21 protein-coding genes are annotated in these 23,153 nt (G+C 63.4%); 6 read left to right on the top strand and 15 right to left on the bottom strand.

Annotated elements, in window-relative coordinates:
• Positions 1-8 precede the first annotated feature (8 nt).
• A complete protein-coding gene (locus C440_RS09375; RefSeq protein ID WP_008320170.1) occupies positions 9-581 on the top strand; it encodes a GNAT family N-acetyltransferase in 573 nt (190 codons plus the stop codon).
• On the opposite strand, the gene C440_RS09370 is transcribed toward C440_RS09375, so the two are convergent.
• From C440_RS09370 to C440_RS09335, 8 genes are all read right to left on the bottom strand, one after another.
• Positions 571-816 carry a hypothetical protein gene (locus tag C440_RS09370; RefSeq protein WP_008320169.1) on the bottom strand — a complete coding sequence of 82 codons (246 nt, stop codon included), beginning with the start codon at positions 814-816 and terminating at the stop codon, positions 571-573. The two genes, C440_RS09375 and C440_RS09370, sit on opposite strands and share 11 nt — an antisense overlap.
• A gap of 24 nt (positions 817-840) precedes the next feature.
• The gene (gene hisI, locus C440_RS09365) at positions 841-1,224 is read right to left on the bottom strand and encodes a phosphoribosyl-AMP cyclohydrolase (RefSeq protein WP_275040243.1); all 384 of its coding nucleotides are present in this window, start codon (positions 1,222-1,224) and stop codon (positions 841-843) included.
• Between the two features lie 44 nt (positions 1,225-1,268).
• Positions 1,269-2,339, bottom strand: coding sequence for an A24 family peptidase (locus C440_RS09360; protein WP_008320167.1), 1,071 nt, complete (start codon positions 2,337-2,339; stop codon positions 1,269-1,271).
• A gap of 196 nt (positions 2,340-2,535) precedes the next feature.
• Positions 2,536-2,925 (bottom strand): ferredoxin Fer, encoded by a 390-nt coding sequence (gene fer / locus C440_RS09355; RefSeq protein ID WP_008320166.1) that lies wholly within the window; start codon positions 2,923-2,925, stop codon positions 2,536-2,538.
• Between the two features lie 150 nt (positions 2,926-3,075).
• A complete protein-coding gene (locus tag C440_RS09350) occupies positions 3,076-4,212 on the bottom strand; it encodes an inorganic phosphate transporter (protein WP_193788400.1) in 1,137 nt (378 codons plus the stop codon).
• Positions 4,213-4,433: 221 nt separating this feature from the next.
• Complete coding sequence (locus tag C440_RS09345; RefSeq protein WP_008320164.1) at positions 4,434-5,729, bottom strand: O-acetylhomoserine aminocarboxypropyltransferase/cysteine synthase family protein; 1,296 nt, start codon at positions 5,727-5,729, stop codon at positions 4,434-4,436.
• 125 nt (positions 5,730-5,854) lie between these two features.
• Positions 5,855-7,102: a homoserine O-acetyltransferase MetX gene (gene metX / locus C440_RS09340; RefSeq protein ID WP_008320163.1), complete on the bottom strand. Its 1,248-nt coding sequence runs from the start codon at positions 7,100-7,102 to the stop codon at positions 5,855-5,857.
• Positions 7,099-8,418 carry an O-acetylhomoserine aminocarboxypropyltransferase/cysteine synthase family protein gene (locus tag C440_RS09335; RefSeq protein WP_008320161.1) on the bottom strand — a complete coding sequence of 440 codons (1,320 nt, stop codon included), beginning with the start codon at positions 8,416-8,418 and terminating at the stop codon, positions 7,099-7,101. Before C440_RS09335 ends, metX begins: the two co-directional genes overlap by 4 nt.
• 208 nt (positions 8,419-8,626) lie before the next feature.
• Between C440_RS09335 and C440_RS09330 the strand changes: the two genes are divergently transcribed.
• Together C440_RS09330 and C440_RS09325 are read left to right on the top strand one after the other, a co-directional pair.
• Positions 8,627-9,280 carry a helix-turn-helix domain-containing protein gene (locus tag C440_RS09330; RefSeq protein ID WP_008320160.1) on the top strand — a complete coding sequence of 218 codons (654 nt, stop codon included), beginning with the start codon at positions 8,627-8,629 and terminating at the stop codon, positions 9,278-9,280.
• A gap of 66 nt (positions 9,281-9,346) precedes the next feature.
• Positions 9,347-10,699 carry a cytochrome P450 gene (locus C440_RS09325; protein WP_008320159.1) on the top strand — a complete coding sequence of 451 codons (1,353 nt, stop codon included), beginning with the start codon at positions 9,347-9,349 and terminating at the stop codon, positions 10,697-10,699.
• 35 nt (positions 10,700-10,734) lie between these two features.
• Here C440_RS09325 and C440_RS09320 read toward each other — a convergent pair whose 3' ends face one another.
• Positions 10,735-11,265: a type IV pilin gene (locus C440_RS09320; protein ID WP_083894009.1), complete on the bottom strand. Its 531-nt coding sequence runs from the start codon at positions 11,263-11,265 to the stop codon at positions 10,735-10,737.
• A gap of 174 nt (positions 11,266-11,439) precedes the next feature.
• Positions 11,440-12,627, bottom strand: a complete 1,188-nt coding sequence (locus C440_RS09315; RefSeq protein WP_008320157.1) for a pyridoxal-phosphate-dependent aminotransferase family protein — start codon at positions 12,625-12,627, stop codon at positions 11,440-11,442.
• A 229-nt stretch (positions 12,628-12,856) separates the two neighbouring features.
• Here C440_RS09315 and ligA point away from each other — a divergent pair, with 229 nt between their 5' ends.
• Positions 12,857-15,001: an NAD-dependent DNA ligase LigA gene (ligA, locus tag C440_RS09310; protein WP_008320156.1), complete on the top strand. Its 2,145-nt coding sequence runs from the start codon at positions 12,857-12,859 to the stop codon at positions 14,999-15,001.
• Between the two features lie 60 nt (positions 15,002-15,061).
• On the opposite strand, the gene C440_RS09305 is transcribed toward ligA, so the two are convergent.
• The 4 genes from C440_RS09305 to C440_RS09290 all read right to left on the bottom strand — a co-directional run bounded on the left by C440_RS09305 (position 15,062) and on the right by C440_RS09290 (position 19,046).
• Positions 15,062-15,985, bottom strand: coding sequence for an ABC transporter permease (locus tag C440_RS09305; protein WP_008320155.1), 924 nt, complete (start codon positions 15,983-15,985; stop codon positions 15,062-15,064).
• A complete protein-coding gene (locus C440_RS09300; protein ID WP_008320154.1) occupies positions 15,982-16,959 on the bottom strand; it encodes an ABC transporter ATP-binding protein in 978 nt (325 codons plus the stop codon). Before C440_RS09300 ends, C440_RS09305 begins: the two co-directional genes overlap by 4 nt.
• A gap of 171 nt (positions 16,960-17,130) precedes the next feature.
• Complete coding sequence (locus tag C440_RS09295; RefSeq protein ID WP_008320153.1) at positions 17,131-17,406, bottom strand: hypothetical protein; 276 nt, start codon at positions 17,404-17,406, stop codon at positions 17,131-17,133.
• Between the two features lie 122 nt (positions 17,407-17,528).
• A complete protein-coding gene (locus tag C440_RS09290; protein ID WP_008320152.1) occupies positions 17,529-19,046 on the bottom strand; it encodes a methyl-accepting chemotaxis protein in 1,518 nt (505 codons plus the stop codon).
• 340 nt (positions 19,047-19,386) lie between these two features.
• Between C440_RS09290 and C440_RS09285 the strand changes: the two genes are divergently transcribed.
• On the top strand, positions 19,387-21,126 hold the full coding sequence (locus tag C440_RS09285) for an excinuclease ABC subunit C (RefSeq protein WP_008320151.1): 1,740 nt from the start codon (positions 19,387-19,389) through the stop codon (positions 21,124-21,126).
• A 75-nt stretch (positions 21,127-21,201) separates the two neighbouring features.
• Here the strand turns inward: C440_RS09285 and mdh are convergent, their stop codons facing one another.
• Positions 21,202-22,116 (bottom strand): malate dehydrogenase, encoded by a 915-nt coding sequence (gene mdh / locus C440_RS09280; protein ID WP_008320149.1) that lies wholly within the window; start codon positions 22,114-22,116, stop codon positions 21,202-21,204.
• Positions 22,117-22,301: 185 nt separating this feature from the next.
• Here mdh and C440_RS09275 point away from each other — a divergent pair, with 185 nt between their 5' ends.
• Entirely contained in the window at positions 22,302-23,096 is a 795-nt protein-coding gene (locus tag C440_RS09275; RefSeq protein WP_008320148.1) for an Sjogren's syndrome/scleroderma autoantigen 1 family protein, read from the top strand.
• Positions 23,097-23,153 lie beyond the last annotated feature (57 nt).

Here is a 23,153-nt window from a genome sequence, read left to right as displayed (position 1 = left end):
GTTGCCGTATGGACGCCGACAGCCTCGTGACTATCGATATCAGGCCGCCAGCGTCACGCGCAGAGATACGAGGCGTCTGGCGGGTGAACGCCCGGTGTTGGGTCAAAGCGTACGACCACATTCTGCCGCCCGAGGCACTTCCCGACCGGAGCACGCCGCCCGACGAGACACGGCTTCGGGACCGACTGGACTACGCCAATACGCTCAACGAGACCGAATCGGGGCGGCACGTCGTCGCAGTCGAAACCCAAGGGGAAACCGACGAGGTCGTCGGGTTCGCCGCGACTCGATGGAACGACGACGAGACCAAGTCGTTCGTCGGCGACGACGACGCCGGATTGTGGCTTCTCTACGTCGAACCGTCGCGGTGGGGTGAGGGTATCGGGTCGGCACTGCTGGCTGACGTTGCCGCCGCGGTTCCCGACGGGTACGACCGTCTCGTCCTCGAAGCGTTCGCAGAAAACGAGGCCGCAATCGGGTTCTACCGCTCGCAGGGGTTCGAGACGCTTTACCGAGACGAATCCGAGGTCGGAGGCGAAATGTATCCGGTGGTCGTCATGGCGCGCCCGCTCACAGGCTAATCGCCGCGAAGACCAGCGCCAACCCGCCGAAGACGAGAAGCATGAAGCCGCGTTCGAGGTCGGTGGCGTCAATATCGTCGTCCGGGGGGTCCTCCCGAGTCGGGTCGAGGACGAACTCGGGGTCGTCGGAGCGAGCGACGCGTCGGGCGGCCGCACCGCTTTTGAGCAGTCGGGCACCGAAAACGAAGCACCCGAGACCGACGGCCGTCGCCACTACGAAGACCGCATTCACCATCGTTCTACTCTCGTGTTCATCTGTTCAGTCGTCGTAGACGTCGGCGGGGTCGAAGACGCGCTCGCCGACGTTCTCGCCTTCGACCGTCCGGTAGAAACACGACCGGTGGCCGGTGTGGCACGCGCCGACGTTCTGTTCGACGAGATAAAGAAGAGTGTCGGCGTCGCAATCGACACGAATTTCTCGAATGTCCTGTGTGTGGCCGCTCGAAGCACCCTTTTCCCAGAGTTCGTCGCGGCTTCGTGAGTAGTAGTGCGCTCGCCCCGTCTCGATGGTCCGTTCGAGGGCTTCGGGCGAGACGTAAGCCAACATCAGCACCGCCCCGGAATCCGCGTCCTGCGCCACGGCAGGAACGAGTCCGTCTTCGCCGAAATCGACATCGACCGTCATGGCTCTGCTTCGTGCCACGGATTCACGAAGGATATCTCTTGTGCGTCGTCAGTCGTCAGAAATCAGACGATTCCGAGCGCGCGGAGGGCACCGAAGAGGATGTCACCGTAGACGAACGCGACGACGAGACCGACGAACATCGGGACGATAAACGGGATGCCAGGCGAAATCCAGACCGAGTTGCGCGTCGAGACGAGTTCGAGACCGCCGCGCAGTTTGTCCGGCGTCGTCCCGTAGGCGGACCCCTCGATTTCGTCGAGGAACGCTTCGGCACCCCATGGGTCGTCGGAGTCGGGAGCAACACCGGAGTCGTCATCGGCGTCGTGAGTGAGTTCGGACGCTTCGGGGTGGTGGTCGGTCCCGTCTGCCGATTCAGCCGCAGTGTTCTCGCCTTCGGGAGTTCCCCCGTCAGTCGTCGCGCGGTGGACCGCACCGTCGGTCGGGTCGAACGTCTCGCCGATGCTTTCTGGGTCACGGAGCGACGCCGGATTCGCTCGGACGTCCGAAAGCGTCAGACCGCGCCAGCGGAGATACATCCGAAGTGCGTCGAGGTCGAGTCCACTTCTGGTGATGCCGTCGGGCGATTCGAACAGTCGGCCGTGGGCGGTCGAAAGGGACGAGACGGAGACTCGGCGGCCGACGAACGAAAGCGGAAACTCGAACTCGCCGTCGGCGAGGTTGCGAGCGGCGAGCAACAGCGGATAGGCGAGACCGACGATGACGGTGTTCGTGAGGATGGTCATCGAGAAGACACCGAGTCGCGTCGGCTCTGCGAGTGGAAAGCCGACGCCGACGAGTTCGTAACTCGGGAACGTCGGAAGGAGAATTGCAAAGACGATGAGAGCCTTCGCGTCGGCACCTCCGAAGCCACCGAGTCGCCAAAACAGGTACGAAAGCGGGACGACGAAGAAGACGCTCACGCCGACGCGGATGAGATAGAGTCGGTCGAAGACCGTCTCGGCCGGGAAGTGGCCCAGCAGTTCCCACGCGAGCAAGCCGAGTCCCAAGGCCGCAAGCGGATACCAGACGAGGTTGGGGACGCGCCGCGTGCGAATGTCGCGCCACGCGGTCCACGCGAGAACCGGGATGACGACCAGTCGCAAGAGGTCAGGGAGCGTACCGATACCGAACATACCGGCAGACGGAGGGGAGAGGAGTTAGGTGTTCGGGACGGGTATCAAACCTGAAACTGGCTGTGCCGGGGAGCAATTAAAACAACGCGGGTTCGAAGTGCGATACCGAGACGACTGTAGGGGCAAATCACCGCCGATTCGTGACGGTACTGTTGCTCACCGACGCGGCGTCAAAAGAAAATGCTGAGTTAGCGCCTTAGATGACGCGGTTCTGCAGGTAGTCGAGGTGCTTCGCGTTGTAGACGATCTTGACCTCGTCCGCAGTAGGCGAACCGATACAGGTGAGACGGACGTCCTTGTCGTTGACTTCCTCGTCGGAGAGGATCTGCTGCATGTCCATCTCGATGTCGCCTTCCTTGACGATGGCTGCACAGTTCGCACAGGCACCTGCGCGGCAGCTGAAGGGCCAGTCGTAGCCCTGCGCCTCGGCGGCTTCCAGGATGTATTCGCCCTGGTTGACCTCCATCTCACCGTAATCTTCGGCGTCGAGACCGGCGTCAGCGGCCTTGTTGAAGAGGTCGTCGTCGTCGAGGTCCCAGCCTTGGTCATCAAGAACTTCGTAGTTGAGGTAGGTTACCGTGGGCATCAACAAGCGATTCGGAGGCCACCCCATTAGACTTTGCTGTTCCGTGCGCCGAATTTGGGCCACATGGCGGCTTCTATCACAGATAACGGGTAACACACAACATGTCAAGCAGTAATTGAATTCGGGTGTGAAAGGGGAGAAATATAGCGTCTAAACGACACCTGAAGTGAGAACACCCGAAGAAAACAGCGCGTACGAAGCAATCGCTGAGAGCGACGGCGTGAGCATCCAAAAGAAGATGACGCGACCCGTCGTTCCGGGGTCGAACAAGTCCTGTGCGGAGAGTTCGTCGGGTGCCTCTTCGCCCATCTTCGGCACCTCATCTTCGCGTTCTGCGGCGAGGGCGTTGACCGACACTTTCGGTGCTTCACCACCACTGAGCGCCTCGCCGAGCGTGACGGTTCGGGTGGCACGGCCCCACCCGAGTCCGACGATGCACATGGTGGCGCTCACCGCGAGACTCGCTGGGATGCCGATTGCGGAGAGAAACGAGATGAGCGACGCACTCACGGTCTCGACGATGAGCGCGGCGAGGATAGGAAGTTGCGTGAGGTCGTTTCCGACGGTATCGAGCGTCCGGCGGGCGATGGTGAACGCGCCGAGACCGATTGCGCCGGCGGCCAGGAGGATACCGGCGTTCATCCCAATCGAGCCGTTGCCGACGAGCGGCGCGACGGCGTTGGCGACGTTGGACGCGCCCGCCGAAAACGCCATGTAACAGGCGACGAGGACGACGAGAACGGTACTGGCGAACTCGCGTACAGTCGTGTTTGGACCAAGTGTGAACGACGGAACCAACCGGTCGCGGTCGAGTTCCACGAGCGGGCCTGGACTCTGATCGAGTTTGAGCCATGCGTCGAGGTAGGGGTAGACGTAGCGACCGATGACGGCGCAAATCCAGAAGGCGATGACGGGGGCGACAATCCACCACGAGATGATTTCGAGCATCACGCCAGAGTTGAGCGACCCGCGGGCGAGGCCGAGACCGGCGATTGCCCCGACCGCCGTCATCGACGTGGAGGCGGGGACACCGAAGGTGTTGGAGACGAGAAGCGCCAGGCCGACGAAAAAGAGGACAGCGACGCTCGCTGTCAGCGTGAACTCGCTCTGTGGGACGATTTCGCCGCCCATCTTGGCGACGACTTCGCGGCCGATGGTCCAGCCCCCGAGGAGCGCGAACCCGGTCATCAACGCCGCCGCGGCGAGTTTTCCGAGCACGTTGCTTCCGACCGCCGGGCCGAAGGCGACTCCCGTAGACGACCCGCCGATGTTGAATCCGACGAACACTGCCACCAGCAGTCCGACGAAGAGGAGTACTTCTACCACGCAGTCACCTAACGGTCCAACCACAAAAGGGACGGCGGTCGGCCGGTGAGACGGTGTGTCGGGTTCCCGTCAACCTGATGCGACAGCGTGACTGTTTCCGGACATCCGACGCGGCAGTGCGGTCGATTCCCGACAGTCTGATTCGACAGCCAGTCGAATTTCATCAGCCCGTCGAGTCGCTATCAGTTCGACGCGGTTCGGATTGCTTGGTCGAGGTCTGCGACGATGTCGTCAACGTTCTCGATGCCGACCGAGAGACGGACCATGTCGGGGGTGACGCCCGCGGCGGCCTGCTCGTCTTCGGTGAGTTGCTGGTGTGTCGTCGATGCCGGGTGGATGACGAGCGTCTTCGCGTCGCCGACGTTGGCGAGAAGCGACGCGAGTTCGACGTTGTTGACAGTGCCTTTTGCGGCCTCGTAGCCGTCGGCGAGACCGAAGGTAATCATCCCGCCGTACCCACTCGAAAGGTACTCCGAGGCCAGCTCGTGGGTCTCGTGGGATTCGAGACCGGGATAGTTCACCCACGACACCTTCTCGTGGTCCGCGAGGAATTCGGCGACGACCTGTGCGTTCTCACAGTGTGCGCGCATCCGAAGCGGGAGCGATTCGAGCTTTTCGAGCGTCTGCCACGCGTCGAAGGGTGACTGGGAGTTGCCGAGGTCGCGTAGACCACGGGCGATTGATGCGTATGTGAACCCCGCATCGCCGAACGTCTCCGCGAAGTTGACGCCGTGGTACGCCGGATTCGGTTTGGCGATTTCGGGGTAGTCGTCGGCGTACTCGCTCCACGGGAAGGAGCCACCATCGACGAGCACTCCGCCGATGGTCGTGCCAGCCCCGTGAATCCACTTCGTCGTGGACTCCCAGACGATGTCCGCGCCGTGTTCGATGGGGTTACACAGGTAGGGCGTTGCGAACGTGTTGTCCACGACGAGCGGCGTCCCGTGGTCGTGGGCGATGTCGGCAATCGCTTCGATGTCTGGCGTCACGAGCGCCGGATTGCCGATCGTTTCGAGGTGGACGAAGGCCGTGTCCTCGTCGATTGCCTCCTCGTACGCGTCCACGTCGAGCGTGTCCACGAAGCGGGTCGTGACCCCGCGGCGCTCGACGGTGTGCGTGAGATACGTGTAGGTGCCGCCGTAGAGCGACGAGGCAGAGACGATGTTGTCGCCGGCGGAGGCGAGAAGAAAGTTCACGAGGTCGAACGCGGCCATCCCCGAGGCGGTGGCGACCGCGCCCACGCCGCCTTCGAGCGAGGCGAGACGCTCCTGTAACATCCCGACCGTCGGATTCATCAGTCGAGAGTAGATGTGACCTGGTTTTTCGAGGGCGAACTGCGCCGCGGCGTCGGCGGCGTCGTCGAAGACGTACGACGTGGTCTGGTAGAGCGGCGGTGCGCGAGCGCCGGTTTCGGGGTCGGGGTCTTGTCCGGCGTGCAGACTCCGCGTGTGGAATCCGGGCGTGGTATCGTCGGTCATATCTCGACTGTCGGCGGCGACGGGCCTAAATCGCGGTGTCGCGTGCAATTCCCGCCGGTGTCTGCAATTGATTCGCATGCGTCGCTGGACGGACCGCAACACCGCTGAACCCCGCCGAATCGGCGCTACCGACTGAAAAGCGACGAGTGAACCGGTGCGAAATCGGTGTCGGTGTCGGGTTCGCCGCCGTCGGTCGCCGTGTCCGTTACGGCCCGGCCGGCGACGCCTTCGGCGACGAAGTCCGCCAGCGGCGGGCCGACCTTCTCGGGTTCGACGAGGAAGGCGTCGTGGCCGTGGTCGGACTCGACGACGTGGTGGGCGACCGGGATGCCGACACGACGGAACGCGCCCGCCAGCGACTCCGACTGGTCGGTCGTAAAGTGCCAGTCGCCGGTGAAAGAGACCAAAAGCGCCTCACCCTCGAAGGCGGCGAGTGCGGCCGCGTCCGACTCGTAGCCCTCGGCGAGGTCGAAGTCGTCCATCGCGCGCGTGAGATACAGGTACGAGTTGGCGTCGAACCGGTCGGTGAACTTCTCAGCCTGATAGTCGAGGTACGACTCCACCTCGCGGTAGGGGAAGAACACCGCCGCCGGGTCCGCGGGGTAGGCGTCGCCGCGACCCCCACGCCCCGCAGACCGCCGACCGAACTTTCTGTCCATCGAGTCCTTCGAGAGGTACATCAGGTGACCGAGTTGCCGGGCGAGACCGAGACCCTGTTCGGGATTTGGGTGGTCGTCGCCGTAGTAGTCGCCGCCGTTCCAGTTCGGGTCGGTCGTGATGGCGCGCCGGGCGACGGCGTCGAGACCGAGACACTGCGGGTCGAGGCGGGCGGCCGACGCGACGACGACGAGGCGAGCGACGTCGTCGGGATACCGCACGGCCCAATCGAGGGCGTTCATGCCGCCGACAGACCCGCCGACGACGGCGTGAAGACGGCCGACGCCGAGCGAGTCGAGCAGGCGGCGCTGGGCGCGCGTCCAGTCCGCGACCGTGACGGGCGGGAAATCGGTTCCCCACGGCTCTCCGTCGGGTCCCTCGCTCGCCGGACCGCTGGTGCCGTAACACGACCCCGGAACGTTCACGCAGACGACGTAGTACTCGTTCGTGTCGATGGCTTTCCCCGGCCCGACGATGTCGGACCACCACGCGCGTGCTTGCCCGGAGACGCCCGATTCGTCGCCGTAGCCAGCGACGTGCTGGCTCCCGGTGAGACCGTGACAGACGAGCACGGCGTTTTGACCCGTGAACTCGCCGTAGGCTTCGTACGCGACTTCGAGGTTAGGAATGCGCTTGCCCGACTCGAACTGGTGGTCACCGAGGTCGATAACGCCGGATTCGACCTGTCTACCGACAGGGGTTCGGGTGCGACTCATGGCGCTGTACCCCGGTTCGACGACTGCCGACTCAGCGCGCGCTCGATGGCGTGGTCGAGGTCGGCGATGATGTCGTCGGCATTTTCGATGCCGACAGAAAGCCGAAGCATGTCGGGTTCGACGCCCGCGGCGCGCTGTTCGTCAAGTGAGAGTTGGGCGTGGGTCGTCGATGCCGGGTGGATGAGGACCGTCTTCGCGTCGCCGATATTGGCGAGGAAACTCACGAGTTCCACCGACTCGCAGACCGTCTTTGCGGCCCCGTAGGCGGCCTCGTCGTCCGCGCCGTCGAGACCGAACGTGAGCATCCCCGCGTACCCACCTTCCAGATACCGCGACGCGAGGTCGTGGGTCTCGTGGGTCTCGAAGCCGGGGTAGGTGACCCACGCGACACCCTCGCGCTCGCGGAGGAACGCGGCGACGCGACGGGCGTTCTCGCAGTGAGCATTCATTCTGAGCGCGAGCGTTTCGACGCCTTGGAGCGTCTGCCACGCGTCGAAGGGCGATTGGCAACTGCCGGTACTTCGAACCGCTCGCTGGCGGACGGTCTCGGCGAAGGCGCGCTCGCCGAACCGCTCGACGAAATCGACGCCGAACGCCGGGTTCACCCCGGAAAGTTCGTCGTAGTCGGCCGCGTCCCACGGGAAGGTACCGCCGTCAACGACGACGCCGCCGATGGTCGTTCCGGAGCCGTGGAGCCACTTCGTCGTGGACTCCCAGACGATGTCCGCGCCGTGTTCGATGGGGCGGCAGAGCGCGGGTGTTGCGAACGTGTTGTCCACGACGAGCGGCGCGCGATTATCGTGAGCGACGTCGGCGATGGCTTCGAAATCGGGGGTTTTGAGCGATGGGTTCGCCACCGTCTCGACGTGGACGAAGGCCGTATCCTCGTCGATGGCCTCCTCGTACGCGTCGATGTCGAGAGTCTCGACGGTTCGGGCTTCGATACCCCGACGCGGCGTGGTCTTCGAGAAGTACGAGGCGGTGCCGCCGTACATGTCCTCGGAGAGAACGACGTTGTCGCCGACGGAGCAGAGAACGGTCGTGATGGCGTCGATTGCGGCCATCCCCGAGGCGGTGGCGACCGCATCGACACCCGATTCGAGGGCGGCGAGTCGGCGTTCAAGAATACGAGTCGTCGGGTTCGAGATGCGCGAGTACACGTCGCCGTCGGCCTCAAGCGCGTAGAGGTCCGCGGCGTGGTCGGCGTCCTCGAAGACGTACGACGTGGTCTGGTAGAGTGGCGGGGCGCGGGCCCCTGTCGCCGAGTCGGGGTCCTGACCGGCGTGGAGACCGCGAGTGCGGAAGCCTCGGTTCATGTATGAGGTGCATAATACTGTACAGATGAATAACCGTCAGTTACGGCAATCGTTGCCCGTGTCCGGAGCCAGCCGGTTCGGAGGCGTATCTAACATATTGACACTCTGATTGGATGTGTCCAAAAATCATCCACATTAAGAGAGTTTAATCGCCGTATTGTCTACTTCGGAAAGTAAATTGCATACGCCCGCGGGGACGAGTACACGCATGAAGTGTCTCAGGGCTCACTTCGACGCCGACGAAAACCCGTTCGGGAGCCCCTACGACCTCTTTACCGTCGATGGCCAGTGGCCGCGCGGCGAGTTGCGCGACCTTCGGCTTCGCTCCGACGGGACGGTGGTCGAGCTTTGTATTCTCGAAGACGTGCCACCGAACATCGAGTCGCGGCTGGCTGAGCACCCGGATATCGTCGATTTCGACGTCGGTATTTCGTCCGACGGCGGCGCGGTGTGTCACGTCCACCTTGTCCCCGACGACGGGGTCCGGCAGTTGCTCGAACTCGTGGACGAACACGACCTACTGCTCGACACGCCGATTCGACTCACCCGCGACGGCGTCGTCGTCAACGTCCTCGGGAACCACGCGCAACTGAGAGGTGCCGTCTCCTCGCTACCGGATTCGCTCACCGACGCCTTCTGTGTCGAAGGGTTGTCCGACTACGAACCCGTGCGGAACGGCGTCCGCTCGGAACTCACGAGTCGCCAGCGCGAAGTCCTCGAAACAGCGGTCGAAAGCGGCTATTACGACATCCCGCGGCAGATTTCTATCGAAGAACTCGCAACCGAACTCGACTGCTCACAGAGCACCGTCTCCGAACATCTCCGGAAGGTCGAGTCGAGAGTCCTGACCCGGCTTGGATAGCCACTATATAAAGGGCCGATGGGCATCGGCAGTAAGGCCATCGGGGACTACCCCGTACCTCTATGTATGTCAGAAGCACCGCAACAACACCGTGAACAACCGCCGGGCCCTTCGGGCGTGCCGGTGGTACACAACACGCTCCAGTACGCGGACGACCCGCTTTCGTTTATCACCGAGGTCGCACGCGAGTACGGCCCAGTCGCCGAGTACGACATCGGTGGGATGTCGTTCTATCAGCTGAGCGACCCCGAACTCGTCGAACACGTCCTCGTACAGGAGAACCAGCGGTACATCAAGGGCGAACTCTTTCAGGATTCGCTCGGGACGGTGCTCGGAGACGGCCTGCTCACGAGCGAAGGCGAGTTCTGGCGGCAACAGCGCCACCTGATGCAACCGTCGTTCCTCCCGCAGATGCTCGAACGGTACAGTGACGTGATGGTCGAGTACACAGAACGGATGCTCGCGTCGTGGGAAGACGGAGAAACGCGTGACATCCACGAGGACATGATGAGCCTGACGGTCGAAATCGCCGCCAAGACCCTCTTCGACGTGGACATCCGCGACGAAGAGTCAGCCGTCGGCGATGCGCTCGAAACCGTCATGGACTACTCGTCCACCTCGCTTCGCCGCCCCGTTGACGTACCGCAGTGGGTTCCGACCCCGCGCAACCGTCGGTACAAACAGGCGCTCGAAGACCTCACCGACGTCGTCGGCGGCATCGTCGAAGACCACAGAGCGGGCGAACTCGACCCCGAGTCGAACGACATCGTCTCGCTCCTGTTGACCTTCCGCGACGACGACGGCAACCCGCTTCCGGACGAGCAGATTCGTGACGAACTGGTCACCATCCTGCTCGCCGGGCACGAGACGACGGCGCTCGCGCTCACCTACACGCTTCACCTCCTCGGGAACAACCCCGAGCAGGCCGACACCCTCCGCGACGAACTCGACAGCGTCCTCGACGGCGACAGCCCGTCGTTCACGGAGCTCGACGACATGACCTACACCGAACAGGTCGTCACCGAGGGGATGCGTATCTACCCGCCCGTCTGGGAACTCGTCCGCGAGGCCGCCGAACCCGACACCGTCGGCGGCTACGATATCGAACCCGGACAGACGGTCTCGGCCCAGCAGTGGGTCATCCACCGCGACCCCCGGTTCTACGACGACCCACTCGACTTCCGCCCGAGTCGGTGGACGAAAGAGTTCAAACGCGACCTGCCGAAGTTCGCGTACTTCCCGTTCGGCGGCGGCCCGCGCCGTTGTATCGGTGACCGGTTCGCGCTCCTCGAAGCGCGCCTCGCGCTCGCCACCATCGCGCAGTCGTGGACCGTCGACCCGACCCACGAACTCGAATTCGACCCCTCGATTACCCTCCGCCCTGAGGGTACCGTCGAGATGGTCGTCAACCGACGGTAACCGTCGGTACTCGGTCGATTCGGTCCCCTACAGGCTCAGACGGTGAACTCGAACAGTTTGTAGGAGTCTTCACCAGTGACTGAGCCGGGGTTGACCCCTTGAACCGGCTGGGTGTTCCAGTAGATACCGATTGTCGTTCCTGCCGCCGTACTTCCCGAAGGGTCGAGATACACAGTCTCGCCAGCCTCCCACGTCGGTCCGATGCCGACCTGCGGGTCGTTGTCTCCGCTGGCTTCGGTGAACGTCTCCCTCTGACTGGCGTACGCGTCGTTCGCGGGCGTACTACTCGTGGGAGACCCACCGATATCCAGTTTTTTTGAACCCATAACGTACAGATGGTCGGTCCTCACGGCATCGCCTGCTTCGAGCGTGACAGCGACTATTTCTCCGTCGTCAACGACCGTGTGCGAGACTTCTATCATCGGTGCTGGCGATGGCTCGGACGAAGCCTCACCGAATACGAACGTCGATGCCGTCGCAGCGAGAATGACGACGACCGACACCAACACAACAGTACCAATCACCTGGGATACGCCTCGACCGTCTCGTCTCAACGCGGGAAGCATTGACAGCAGATAATAGTTGAACAGTAAGAAACTGTCGTCTGATTTCCACTCAGCAGTGCGGACATCGGCTGATTGCCGCTCGATAGAGACACCGCACAGGGTACAGACTCCGCAGTACGGAACGTCGCATCCGAAAGAATATGCGAAAGTCGCTTTCCGTCGCCGACAGCGTACTTACCGTGTCTGTTCTTCGGCGAGTTCGGCTTCCGCGGCTTCGATACCGGCTTCGACATCCACATCGACACCGGCGTCTGCCATGGCCTCGCCGACGGTTCTAATCCCGCGAACGATGTGTTCGGGGGCGAGACCGCCCATGTTGGAGACGCGGAAGATTTGCCCGCCGAGGTGTGCCTGCCCGCCGGAGATGCTGACGTTTCGAGCGGTCACGCCGTCGAAGAACGCGTCCGAGTCGTCTCCGTAGACCGCTTCGGGGAGCGAGACGGCGGTAAGCGTGTTCGACAGTTCGGTCTCGCCGTCGGCGTTCGCAAAGAGTTCGAGACCCATCGCCTCGAATCCGGCGCGGAAGGCGGCAGACTGTCGGCGGTGACGCTCGATTCGGGCAGACATCGTCTCTTCGACGATGTCTTCGACCGCGACGGCGAGCGCTCGGAAGAGCGGGACAGCACTCGTAAAGGGCGTCTGGTGCTGTTCGGCCTTCCGGAGGTGCCAATCGAGGTCCTCGTAGAACGGCGCGGTCTCACCGTCGATTCGGTCTTTCACGCGCTCTGTGACGTACATCGCGCTGACGCCCGGCGGCGCGGCGAGCGCTTTCTGGGAGTCAGTGATGGCGATATCGACGTTCCAGTCGTCGATTTTGAACTCGTCGCCGCCGATGGACGTGACGCCGTCAACGACGAACGTCGCGTCGTGTGCCGCGGCGACCTCGCCGACCGCCTCGGCGGGATTCAAAAGTCCCGTCGAGGTCTCGTTGTGGACCATCGTGACCACGTCGGTGTCGTCGGTGATGGCCGCTTCGACGGCGTCGAGCGGGATAGACTCGCCCCACTCGACTTCGACGCGGGTCACGTCGGCGTAGCGGTCCGCGATGCGGGCGAATCGGCGGCCGAACTTGCCGTTGACAAGCGACACGACGTTGCCGCCGTTGCCGACGAGGTTGGCGACGGCGGCCTCCATACCCATCGTCGCGGTTCCGTTGAAGACAAGAGACGTTCCCTCCTCGGCGGTAGACGCTCCGGAGCGCGTCGAATTGGTGAAAATGTAATCCAGAGCGTCCTGTGCACGCTCGTACACCGCTTCGAAGTCGGCCGACCGGTGAGACACCATCGGCTCGGACATCGAGTCGAGCACTTCGTCGGTGACCGGTACCGGACCGGGGTTCAAGAGGAGGAAGTCCTCTGCCATGGTTCGACCTCACGCTCTCGCGTGATAAGGGTCGCGGGTCTCCGCAAAGGATGCCAATTGTCGTCCCACGCACGCGTTCGCGGCAGAACAGTAGCATAGAAATATGTATTTTTGATTGTTATTTCGGTTGTAATGGTCGTCACCGGCGTTGCGATTGCCGTCGCTTGAGTCGGTGCAACGCCGACGTCGGTCGGTGTGTTTACCCCCGGGTAGTTCGACCATCATACCGATGACGACCGCCGATGCTGACGCCGAGTCGAACCCGTATCTCCGCGACCCGCCGACCGAGTTCGAACCCGCCGAATCGCTCTCGCGCGAGGCGGCCGAGGCGCAGGCGGCTCTCCTCCGCGAGGCGGTCCGCGAACACGACCACCGGTACTACGTCGAGGCCGAGCCGCTCGTCTCCGACGCGGCCTACGACGCGCTGTTTTCTCGTCTCGTCGCGCTCGAAGGCACCTTCGACCTCGACACCACGAACAGCCCGACGCGTCGTGTCGGCGGCGAACCCATCGAGGCACTGGAGGCGGTCGAACACGTCGCACCCATGCTCTCTATCGACCAGAGCACCGACGCGGCCGACCTCCGCGAGTTCGACGAGCGCGTCCACCGCGAAGTCGGCGCGGTGGCATACGTCTGCGAGCCTAAATTCGACGGTCTCTCCGTCGAACTCGTCTACGAGGACGGCGAGTTCGTCCGTGCCGCCACCCGCGGCGACGGCCAGCGTGGCGACGACGTGACCACACAAGTGAAGACGATTCCGACGGTACCGCTCTCGCTCCGCGGCGACTACCCCGACAAACTGGCCGTCCGCGGCGAGGTCTACATGCCGAAATCCGACTTCAGCGACCTCAACGCCCGACGCGTCGAAGCCGGTGAGGACCCCTTCGCCAACCCCCGGAACGCCGCCGCGGGGACGCTCCGGAATCTCGACCCCTCGGTCGTCGCCGACCGCCCACTGGCCGTGTTCTGCTACGATATTCTCGATTCGAGCGCGACGCCTGACAGCCAGTGGCAATCACTCGACCGCCTCCGCGAGTGGGGACTTCGCGTCGCCGACAGAGTCGAGCGCGTCGAAGACGTGTCGGGTGCAATCGACTACCGAAATCGGATGCAGGACGCCCGCGACGACCTCGATTACGAAATCGACGGCACCGTCATCAAGGTGGATTCGCGGACGGCGCGCGACCAATTGGGAACCAAGAGTCGGTCGGTTCGATGGGCGTTCGCCTACAAGTTCCCGGCGCGCCACGAGGTGACGACCGTCCGCGACATCGTGGTTCAGGTGGGCCGGACGGGGCGACTGACGCCGGTCGCGCTTCTCGACCCGGTCGATGTCGGCGGCGTGACCGTCTCGCGGGCGACACTCCACAACCCCGACGAAATCGACGCGCTCGGCGTCGCCGTTGGCGACCGCGTTCGCGTGAAGCGCGCTGGTGACGTGATTCCGCAGGTCGTCGAAGTCGTCGAAGCCGACGAGCAACACTCGTCGGCCCGCCGGACGGAGTCCGGCCAAGACGCTGGCGACCGCTACGAGTTCCCCGACGAGTGCCCGGTCTGCGGGAGTCCGGTTGACCGCGACGGACCGCTCGCGTTCTGCTCGGGTGGGCTTTCGTGTCCGGCCCAGCGCGAGGCGTCCATCGGCCACTTCGCAATCAAGGGCGCGATGGACATCGACGGACTCGGCGAAGAGCGTGTGACGCAACTCGTCGATGCCGGACTCGTCGAGACCGTTGCCGATCTGTACGACCTCTCGGTGTCGGACCTCACCGAACTGGAGGGCTGGGGCGAGACGAGCGCACAGAACCTTGTCGATGCCATCGAGGCGTCGAAAGAACCGTCGCTCGACTCGTTCCTCGTCGGCCTGAGTATCCCCGAAGTCGGCGAAGCGACCGCCCGCGGTCTCGCCCGCGAGTTCGGGTCGGTAGACGAGTTGCCCCTCGACGAAGACATCTCTGCGTCCGCCTTCGACGAGTTCGAATCTCGGCTGACGACCGTCCCCGACATCGGCGAGACGGTCGCGCGTCGCGTCCGCGACTTCTTCGAGAACGACGACAACCGCGCCGTGGTTCGGTCGTTGCTCGACCACGGCGTCGAACCGGAACCCGTCGAAGCCGGTGGCGACGAACTCGCCGGACTGACGGTCGTCGTCACCGGGTCGCTCGAAGTGAGCAGAAGCGCTGTCCGTGAACTCGTGGAATCTCACGGTGGCACCGTCACCGGGTCGGTTTCAGGGAACACCGATTATCTCGTCATCGGCGAGAACCCCGGCCAGTCGAAACGCGACGCCGCCGCCGAAAACGACGTGCCGACGCTCACCGAAGCCGAGTTCGAAGCGCTACTCGCGGACCGCGGTGTGTCGTACCCGCCTGCGTAACGACGACTCACGACGAAGTACGACAAGAAAGCATTGCGTCGAAGGTTGGCGAAAGCCGCCTCAGAGGTCTGCTTTGCGGAACGACAGATAGCCGAGAATCGGTGGGACGACGATCCACGCGAGCAGGATTGCGAGAATGAACCAGCCGTTGAAGTAGAACGGAAGCGACTCCTCGAACACTCCTTTGATAGTCAGCCGCTCGCCGAGACTGGCCTTGAACAGGCGAGCCGCCACGGCCGGACCGTACAGCTCTGCGACCAGCGTCTCGTAGGCCCGAAGCGGATTCAGGTACTTGATGAACAGGCGCATCTCGATGACTTGCGTCATGCTCAGTGTACCGAGACCGAGCTGGTCCATGGCCCAGTTGACGACCCGCGGGACGCCAGTCGCCACCGTAGACCAGAGGACGGCAAAGATGAAGTACAGCCCGAAGGTTCCGAACAACGCCTGTCGTTGCGACGTCGAGGTCGCAGAGAGCCAGATACCGATAGAGACGAAGGAGGTGGCGAGAAGCCCCGAGAGGGCGACCTGCCCGGCGTACGAGGCGAACATGACCTGCCCGCCAAGGAACAACATCGCAAACATGGCGATGACGAACCCGACGAGCATCGAGACGAGGACGACGAGCGTCCGGCCGACGAGCTTTCCGAACACGACGTCGCGCCGGGAGTTCGGAAGCGAGAGCAGGAGCTTGATAGTGCCGGACTCGCGCTCGTCGATGAGCGAACCGTGGGCCGTCACGAGTGCGATAAGCGCGAGGACGAACCCGAGCATACCCGCGTACGAGAAGCTGAACAGCCCACCCGGTGCGGTAGTGAGACCGAACAGCGTCTCGGAGTTCGCTCCAGCGCCTTTCAACAGGACGCCGTAGAACAACGCCGTCGAACCGCCGATGAGCAGGGCGAAAAACAGCGTCAGACCGATGAGCCACCGAGAGCGAAGGGCGTCACGGAAGTCCTTGCGAGCGACCGATTCGACCGTCATGCGGACACCTCCGTTTCCTCGGTGGTCTTACCGCCTTCGGTGTACGCGATGAAGATGTCTTCCAGCGACGCCGTGTCAGTCTCGAAGTCGGCCACGGTCGCGCCACTGGCTTCGATAGCCTCAATGACGCTGGTCTTTGCGTCGTCGGTACACGAGACGGCGAGTCGCTCGCCGTCGGCATCGACCGAAGAGACACCCTCGACGTTCCGAACGGCGGCGAGGTCCGCGTTGCCGTCCACGTCGAGACGGAGGACGGAGTCGGTCCCGATTCGACTCCGGAGTCCTCTGATGCTGTCTTCGGCGATGAGTTCGCCGTTGCGCATGATACCGACGCGGTCACAGACCGCTTCGACCTGTCCGAGTACGTGGCTGGAGAAGAACACCGTCGCACCGCGTTCGGCCTCCGCACGGACGATTTCGCGCATCTCTCGCGCACCGGCCGGGTCGAGTCCCGACGACGGTTCGTCGAGGATGAGCAGATCGGGGCTTCCGGCGAGCGCCATGGCGAGTGCGAGCCGTTGTGTCATCCCTTTCGAGTAGCCGCCCGCACGGCGACCGGCGTCTTCGGGGTCGAGACCGACCCGGGAGAGCAGTTCGTCGGGGTCGTCGTCGGCTTCCTTCGACTGGATGGCGAACTCGACGTGTTCGCGGCCTGTGAGCCGGTCGTACACGTCGTACCCTTCTGGGAGGACACCGGTACGTCGGCGAACGGCCACACTCTCGGCTTGCGCGTCGTGTCCGAGCACGCGAATCGTGCCTTCTGTCGGACGCACGAAGTCGAGAAGCATGTTTATCGTCGTCGATTTACCGGCTCCGTTAGGGCCGAGGAACCCGAATACCTCTCCCTCCGCGACGGAAAACGAGAGGTCGTTGACGGCGGTGACGCTGGGGGTCGAAGACAACTGGAGTGTCTCGAACACTCCATCGTCGTCCTCGAACCGTTTCGTCACCCCGTTCAGTTCGATGGCGGCCATGGGCGGGCCTGCGTCGTACTGGCTTAAAGTGTTTTAGGTGCAGAAATCAGCGGCGATAACATCACCCCCGAAATTGACGAGGCGAGACTCATCTTCGAACCCGTTACGTCTGCCGGTTTCTCGCCGGGTCGGTCGGGAATCAACCCTCGAAGGAACCGCGCAGTTCGACGCTTACACTTCGTCGTCTGGGTCGTGCGAGTCGGCCATCTTCGTCGCTTCGGCGGCGTATCGCTCGCGCAGGTCGTCGTCCGTGACCGGTTCGAGGTCCGACGCCGGTGCGTCGATGGCGGCGGTCGTGACCATCCGTCGCTGGTGCATGACGGCCGCGGCCAACTCCTTGCGAAGTTCGTACGCGCCGTCAGTCGTCGCGTACGTGAGTATGATGAGGTCCCGGTCGTCGTAGGAACGTTCCACCAACCAGAGTTGCGTGGTGTCGTCGTCGCTCATGGCCCGTGGTTCGGACGGGCGTCCCTTACAGGTGCCGCATCTGTCGATGCCGCGGAGGACGCTGACGCATCTGCTCGCAAAAACCCCATCTCGACCGAATAGAGAACGCGCTCTTGGCCGCCTCAGATGTCGTTTCCGGTCAGCTCTTCGACTTCCGTGGCGAGCGTGGAAAGCGCCTGCGTGCTCTCGTCGGTGGCAGACACGATGCTATCGGCCGCGTCCTCGGTATCGACCGTCCGGTCCCGCACGTCCTCGATGGTCGCCGTCAACTCTTCGACCGCCTCGGCTTGCTCGTCGGTCGCACGCGACACCTCGGCGACGCCGTCGGCGGCCGTGTCGATTGACGAGGCGATCTCTTCGAACGCTTCCAACATCTCCGTGATACTCTCGTCGGCGTGTTCGATGCGGTCGTTCGACTCGGTTGCGGCGGTGACCGCCTCGTCGGTCCGCGACTGGATACCCTCGATTTGCGCCGTGATATCTTCTGTGTGCTGGCGCGTCTCGTCGGCGAGCGATTTGACCTCTTCTGCGACGACGGCGAATCCGTCGCCGTCTTGCCCGGCGCGCGCCGCCTCGATGTTCGCGTTGAGCGCCAGCAGGTTCGTCTGTTCTGCGACCTCCGAGATAATCTCGACGACGGCTTCGATGTCGTCCATGCGGTCGCCGAGTTCGGTCACGCGGTCAACGAGTTCGTCACTCATGTTGACGACGCTCTCCGTGGCTTGGCGCGCCTCACTGTTCGCCTCGCGGCCCTCTGCGGTGGCCGTCCGGGCTTCTGCGGCCGCCGTATCGACTTCGTCAGCGGTCGCCGCGACTTCCTCCATCGTGGCGCTGAACTGTTGCATCTGCGTCGCGCCCTCATCAAGGAGGTCGCGCTGTTCTTCGATGTTCTCGACGATGTTGTCGGCGGCGGACGCGGCGCGGGTGACGGCGGCAGTCGCCGTTTCAGTTTCGTCTTCAACGTTCGAAGCCAGCGTCGAGAGGTTGCGTGCGGTTTCGTTGACCGCGTCGGCGACGAGGAGGAGTTGTTCGTCTACGACGTCGCTCTCGTCGATAGTGGCCCGCGCGTCCAAGTTTCCGCGACTCAACTGCGTCAGCGTCTCTTGAATCTCGGAGACGAGTGCGGCGACTTCGCGGTGGCGTTCGACTTCCGACGTTCGGTTGCGGACAGTCTGGAGGACACCGACGAGTTCGCCGTCTTCGTAGAGCGGCATCGCCGTGTGGCGAGCGTGACACTCCGCGCCGCTGGCGCCGGTGAACGTCTCTTCGGCGGCGTAGAGCATGCGATTTGCGTCGTCCAGTTCGATGCCTCCGAGTTCGGCCGCGCTGTCGGGATTGTCGAGTACTTGGTCCGCGAGGACGGTCGCCGTCGAGTCGTCGTAAAAGAGGTCGCCGAGGTCTCGGCGGCCGAGCGCCGTCGCGGCAGTCGTGCCGGTTAGCGACTCGACGCCCGAGTTCCACGCCGCGATGCGGCCGTCGCCGTCGAGAACGAACGCCGGAAGCCCGACACCATCGAGAAGGACGTCGTCGTCAACGTTCAAATCAGGCGCGTCAGCGGTGACGGCCACGGTACCACCGTCGGTGACTGGCGTCTTGTCGCCAAACCACGACCGGAGATGAGCAAATAGTCGGAGTGCCATATGAACCCACGTTTAATATCCACACACGAGTAATTTTCGTGAACAGTATCAATTTTGAAAATGAATGTGCAGGTTCGCTATATAGCGACACACAATAGTCATTTCGACACACAGGAATGCAATGGTGACTATTTCGGGAGTCGATATTTGAGGAGTTAGAATTGCGAAGTTCAGATTTGGAAGTTGGTTCTACGGGTCTATTTCGGAGGGACGGGGCAAGGCTGGCGTCAATGTCGAGGGCGGGATTGATGTCAAGGAGTAAGGAGTCGATATTCGAAGTCCGGGAACGTTCCGGCCCGACGCGTCAGCCTCAAGCCGATTGCGCGGTAATCCACCGCAGATGGACGCAGGCGCGGTCAGCGAACGAGCAAGTACGCTCCCGTCCGACCCCGGCGTGTACCAGTTCGTCGCCGGTGAGACGGTTCTGTACGTCGGCAAAGCGGTCGATATTCGCGCTCGCGTGCGGTCCTACGCCGACCCGCGGTCCGAGCGTATCTCGCGGATGGTCGCCCGCGCAGAACACATCGACTTCGCCGTCACCGACACCGAGACGCAAGCACTGCTCCTCGAAGCGAACCTCATCAAGCGACACCAACCGCGATACAACGTCCGCCTCAAGGACGACAAGTCCTACCCGCTCGTCCAACTGACGAACCACTCGGTTCCGCGAATCGAAGTCACACGCGACCCCGACGACTCCGCGACGGTGTTCGGTCCCTACACCGACAAGGGCCGCGTCGAGACCGTGCTCAAGGCAATCCGCGAGACCTACGGTCTCCGCGGCTGTTCGGACCACAAATATTCGAATCGCTCTCGGCCGTGTCTCGACTACGAGATGGGCCTGTGTACGGCACCCTGTACCGGCGAAATCGCCGAAGAAGCCTATCTGGAGGGTGTCGAATCTGCAGTCCGGTTCTTCGAGGGCGAAACCGGCGTCCTCGCCGACCCACTTCGCCGAGCAATGGAAACCGCCGCGCAGGAAAACGAATTCGAACGCGCCGCCAACCTCCGCGACCGACTGGCAGTCGTCGAATCGTTCCACGGCGCGGGCGAGGCCGCGGTCTCCTCGCAGGCCGACGAGCGCGCCATCGACGTGCTCGGCGTCTCGCTCCGCGGTGATTCCGCGACGGTCGCCCGACTCCACGCCGAGCGCGGGCAGTTAGTCGATAGAACCCGACACGACCTCGACGCGCCCGAGGGCGAAGACCGCACAGCCGCCGTCCTCTCGGCGTTTCTCGCGCAGTTCTACGCCGAGCGTGAACTCCCCGACGGCGTCGTTCTCTCTGAGCATCCCGACGACGAAGATGTGGTCTCGTGGCTCGAATCCGAGGGCGTGAGCGTCCGCGTCCCCGGCGCAGGCCGCGAGGCGAAGTTAGTCGAACTCGCCTTGAAGAACGCTCGCCGTCGCGCCGGCCGCGACGATGGACTCGCAACGCTCGCCCGCGAACTCGACCTCGATGTTCGCCGCGTCTCCCGAATCGAGGGGTTCGACGTGAGTCACGCGCAGGGAACGGCCGTCGTCGGAAGCGACGTGTGTTTCGTCGATGGGAGCGCCGAGACCGCCGACTACCGCCGTCGGCGACTACCCGAACGCAACGACGACTACGCGAACATGCGCGAACTCGTCCGCTGGCGAGCGACCCGCGCGCTCGAAGGCCGCGACGACAGACCGGACCCGGACCTACTCCTCATCGACGGCGGGAAAGGACAGTTGAACGCCGCACTCGACGCGCTCGAAGAAACCGGCTGGGACGTTCCAGCTGTCGGAATCGCCAAAGACCGCGAGTTGGTCGTCACGCCCGACCGAACCTTCGACTGGCCGGACGATGCGCCGCACCTACACGTCATCCAACGCGTCCGCGACGAATCCCACCGCTTTGCCGTTCAGTACCACCAGACCCTCCGCGACGAGGTGAAGACCGTCCTCGACGACGTGCCCGGCGTGGGACCGAAGACTCGGCAGGCGCTCCTCACGCGATTCGGAAGCGTCGAAGGGGTTCGGGAGGCGTCGCGTGCCGATTTGACCGACGTGCCCGGCGTCGGCGAAAAGACCGCGACAGAAGTGAAGCGACGGCTCTGACCGGCTGATGGCGCGCGCTCGGCGCGGTGGTACTGAAAAAAGTTGGAACTGTTGCGTGGAACGAGTGAGAGCGGCTTACGCGATTTTGCCGTACTGGTCGCGGAGCTTCTCGGCCGCGTCGTCCATGAGGTCGGCCTCGTAGTCGTCGAGGTCCCATTCGACGACCTCTTCGATGCCGTTCGAACCGAGTTTGACGGGGACGCCGAAGGCGGTGTCCTCGTAGCCGAATTCGCCGTCGAGGACGAGCGAGCCGGGGAGCACTTCGCCGGTATCGTGCAGGACAGCCTCGACCATGTGGGCGACGCCGGTTGCTGGACCCCACTGGGTCGCGCCCTTACGTTCGATAACGTCCATGGCGGACTCCTTGAGGTCGCCGAGGATTTCGTCTTTCTCGTCGGCGGAGAACTCGGGGTCGTTTCCGTTGACGCGGACCTTCGAGAAGACGGGGACTTGCGCGTCGCCGTGCTCGCCGAGGATGGTCGCTTCGACGTTCTTGACCGGCACGTCGAAGCGCTGGCTCAGGACGTAGCGGAAGCGAGCGGAGTCGAGGCGGCCGCCGAAGCCGATGACTTTGTGGCGGTCGCGGTCGCCCGTCTCGTAGAGGTGGCGGTTGAGCAGGTCAACCGGGTTCGACGTCGTAATAGAGACGAAGTCGTCGTTGTACTCCGCGAGAGAAGAACCGATATCGTCCATGATGGGCGCGTTGTCGCCCGCGAGGTCGATACGGGTCTGTCCCGGCTGTCGCGGGATACCCGCCGTGATGACGACGACGTCGGAACCGGCGGTGTCCTCGTAGCCACCCTGTTTGACGACCGTGTTCGAGTCGTAGGCGATACCGTGGTTCGTGTCCGCCGCCTGTCCGACTGTCTTGTCTTCCATCTTCGGAATGTCCACGAACACGAGCTCGTCACAGACATCACGAAGCGCGAGGTTGTACCCAGCCGCGGCACCGACCGTGCCAGCCGCACCAATCACGCTAACTTTCGTCATACCACATTAATGACGCTGTGGATTCCGAGTAAACGTTTCGGAACGGGCACCACAGCGCTGTCTGTCGATTATCTATTCGTCAATTGACGAATTGAGTGGGTAGATTCGGCGTTGGCTCGGGGCGTTCTCATCGCTCCCTCGGCGACGCCGTGGGGTTTTTCGACATACGTCGCGTCCACACGGATATGAGCGACTTCGACAAAGAAGCGGAGCGTCAGCGACTTCGTGAGAAGTACGAGCGAGACGAGGCGAAACGTCGCTCGACACAGCGGATGAGCGAGCTATTACTGCAGGGTGCGACGATGACGAACAAGCACTGCGACCAGTGTGGCGACCCGTTGTTCCGCTACGAGGGACAGGTGTTCTGTCCGACGTGTCAGTCCGGTGAACAGGCGGCGGCGAGCGAGGACAAACCCGCGGATACAGCACAACACGCAGAAAATGCCGCTGAAAGTTCGGAGGCCACCGCCGAAGGTGCGGCGGGAACCACCGCTGAAGGTTCGGGGGCCGCCGTCGAAGATGCGACGGGAGCGAACGGACGAGTGACGGCGGCATCAGACCCTGAAGATGTCGGCCGTGACGCGACCGACGCCGGTGTCTCCAAGGTCAACGCTTCGGATGCCGAGGCGGCAGAGGTCGATACGTCTGGCTCCGACGTTGCAACTGGCGGTGTCCCCGAAGCCGACGCCGCGGCGTCTACTCGAGGTAAAACGGAGACAGCCGGAAGTCAGGAACCCCGTGTAACCGACCGACCGACTCGTCGCGTATCGACCTCGGCGCACACCGCGGGAACTCGGGAGACGACCGAACACGCGTCCCGCGACATCGACGGCGACGTGTCGAGCGCGCGCGCGTCGCTCGTTCGGACGCTGACGTGGGCCGCAGAGAAAGCGGAATCGACGGACGACCCACGGCAGGTCATCGAATATCTCGAAGTCGCGCGTGAGGCGGCCGAGACAATCGACGCACTCGACCGATAGTCGGCTTCGAAACCGCACCGGACGCCGGTAGAATTTACGCCCTCGCGGACCTCGTTG

The organism is Haloferax mucosum ATCC BAA-1512 (assembly GCF_000337815.1).
Classification (GTDB): Archaea; Halobacteriota; Halobacteria; order Halobacteriales; family Haloferacaceae; genus Haloferax; species Haloferax mucosum.
This window is presented reverse-complemented; position numbering and strand designations above follow the sequence as displayed.

What these genes read in the sequence shown, in the direction of transcription:
- C440_RS09375 (WP_008320170.1), top strand. Translation starts at nt 9, where the DNA reads ATGGACGCCGACAGCCTCGTGACTATCGATATCAGGCCGCCAGCGTCA.
- C440_RS09370 (WP_008320169.1), bottom strand. Translation starts at nt 816, where the DNA reads ATGGTGAATGCGGTCTTCGTAGTGGCGACGGCCGTCGGTCTCGGGTGC.
- C440_RS09360 (WP_008320167.1), bottom strand. Translation starts at nt 2,339, where the DNA reads ATGTTCGGTATCGGTACGCTCCCTGACCTCTTGCGACTGGTCGTCATC.
- fer (WP_008320166.1), bottom strand. Translation starts at nt 2,925, where the DNA reads ATGCCCACGGTAACCTACCTCAACTACGAAGTTCTTGATGACCAAGGC.
- C440_RS09345 (WP_008320164.1), bottom strand. Translation starts at nt 5,729, where the DNA reads ATGACCGACGATACCACGCCCGGATTCCACACGCGGAGTCTGCACGCC.
- metX (WP_008320163.1), bottom strand. Translation starts at nt 7,102, where the DNA reads ATGAGTCGCACCCGAACCCCTGTCGGTAGACAGGTCGAATCCGGCGTT.
- C440_RS09335 (WP_008320161.1), bottom strand. Translation starts at nt 8,418, where the DNA reads ATGAACCGAGGCTTCCGCACTCGCGGTCTCCACGCCGGTCAGGACCCC.
- C440_RS09330 (WP_008320160.1), top strand. Translation starts at nt 8,627, where the DNA reads ATGAAGTGTCTCAGGGCTCACTTCGACGCCGACGAAAACCCGTTCGGG.
- C440_RS09325 (WP_008320159.1), top strand. Translation starts at nt 9,347, where the DNA reads ATGTCAGAAGCACCGCAACAACACCGTGAACAACCGCCGGGCCCTTCG.
- C440_RS09320 (WP_083894009.1), bottom strand. Translation starts at nt 11,265, where the DNA reads ATGCTTCCCGCGTTGAGACGAGACGGTCGAGGCGTATCCCAGGTGATT.
- C440_RS09315 (WP_008320157.1), bottom strand. Translation starts at nt 12,627, where the DNA reads ATGGCAGAGGACTTCCTCCTCTTGAACCCCGGTCCGGTACCGGTCACC.
- ligA (WP_008320156.1), top strand. Translation starts at nt 12,857, where the DNA reads ATGACGACCGCCGATGCTGACGCCGAGTCGAACCCGTATCTCCGCGAC.
- C440_RS09305 (WP_008320155.1), bottom strand. Translation starts at nt 15,985, where the DNA reads ATGACGGTCGAATCGGTCGCTCGCAAGGACTTCCGTGACGCCCTTCGC.
- C440_RS09300 (WP_008320154.1), bottom strand. Translation starts at nt 16,959, where the DNA reads ATGGCCGCCATCGAACTGAACGGGGTGACGAAACGGTTCGAGGACGAC.
- C440_RS09295 (WP_008320153.1), bottom strand. Translation starts at nt 17,406, where the DNA reads ATGAGCGACGACGACACCACGCAACTCTGGTTGGTGGAACGTTCCTAC.
- C440_RS09290 (WP_008320152.1), bottom strand. Translation starts at nt 19,046, where the DNA reads ATGGCACTCCGACTATTTGCTCATCTCCGGTCGTGGTTTGGCGACAAG.
- C440_RS09285 (WP_008320151.1), top strand. Translation starts at nt 19,387, where the DNA reads ATGGACGCAGGCGCGGTCAGCGAACGAGCAAGTACGCTCCCGTCCGAC.
- mdh (WP_008320149.1), bottom strand. Translation starts at nt 22,116, where the DNA reads ATGACGAAAGTTAGCGTGATTGGTGCGGCTGGCACGGTCGGTGCCGCG.
- C440_RS09275 (WP_008320148.1), top strand. Translation starts at nt 22,302, where the DNA reads ATGAGCGACTTCGACAAAGAAGCGGAGCGTCAGCGACTTCGTGAGAAG.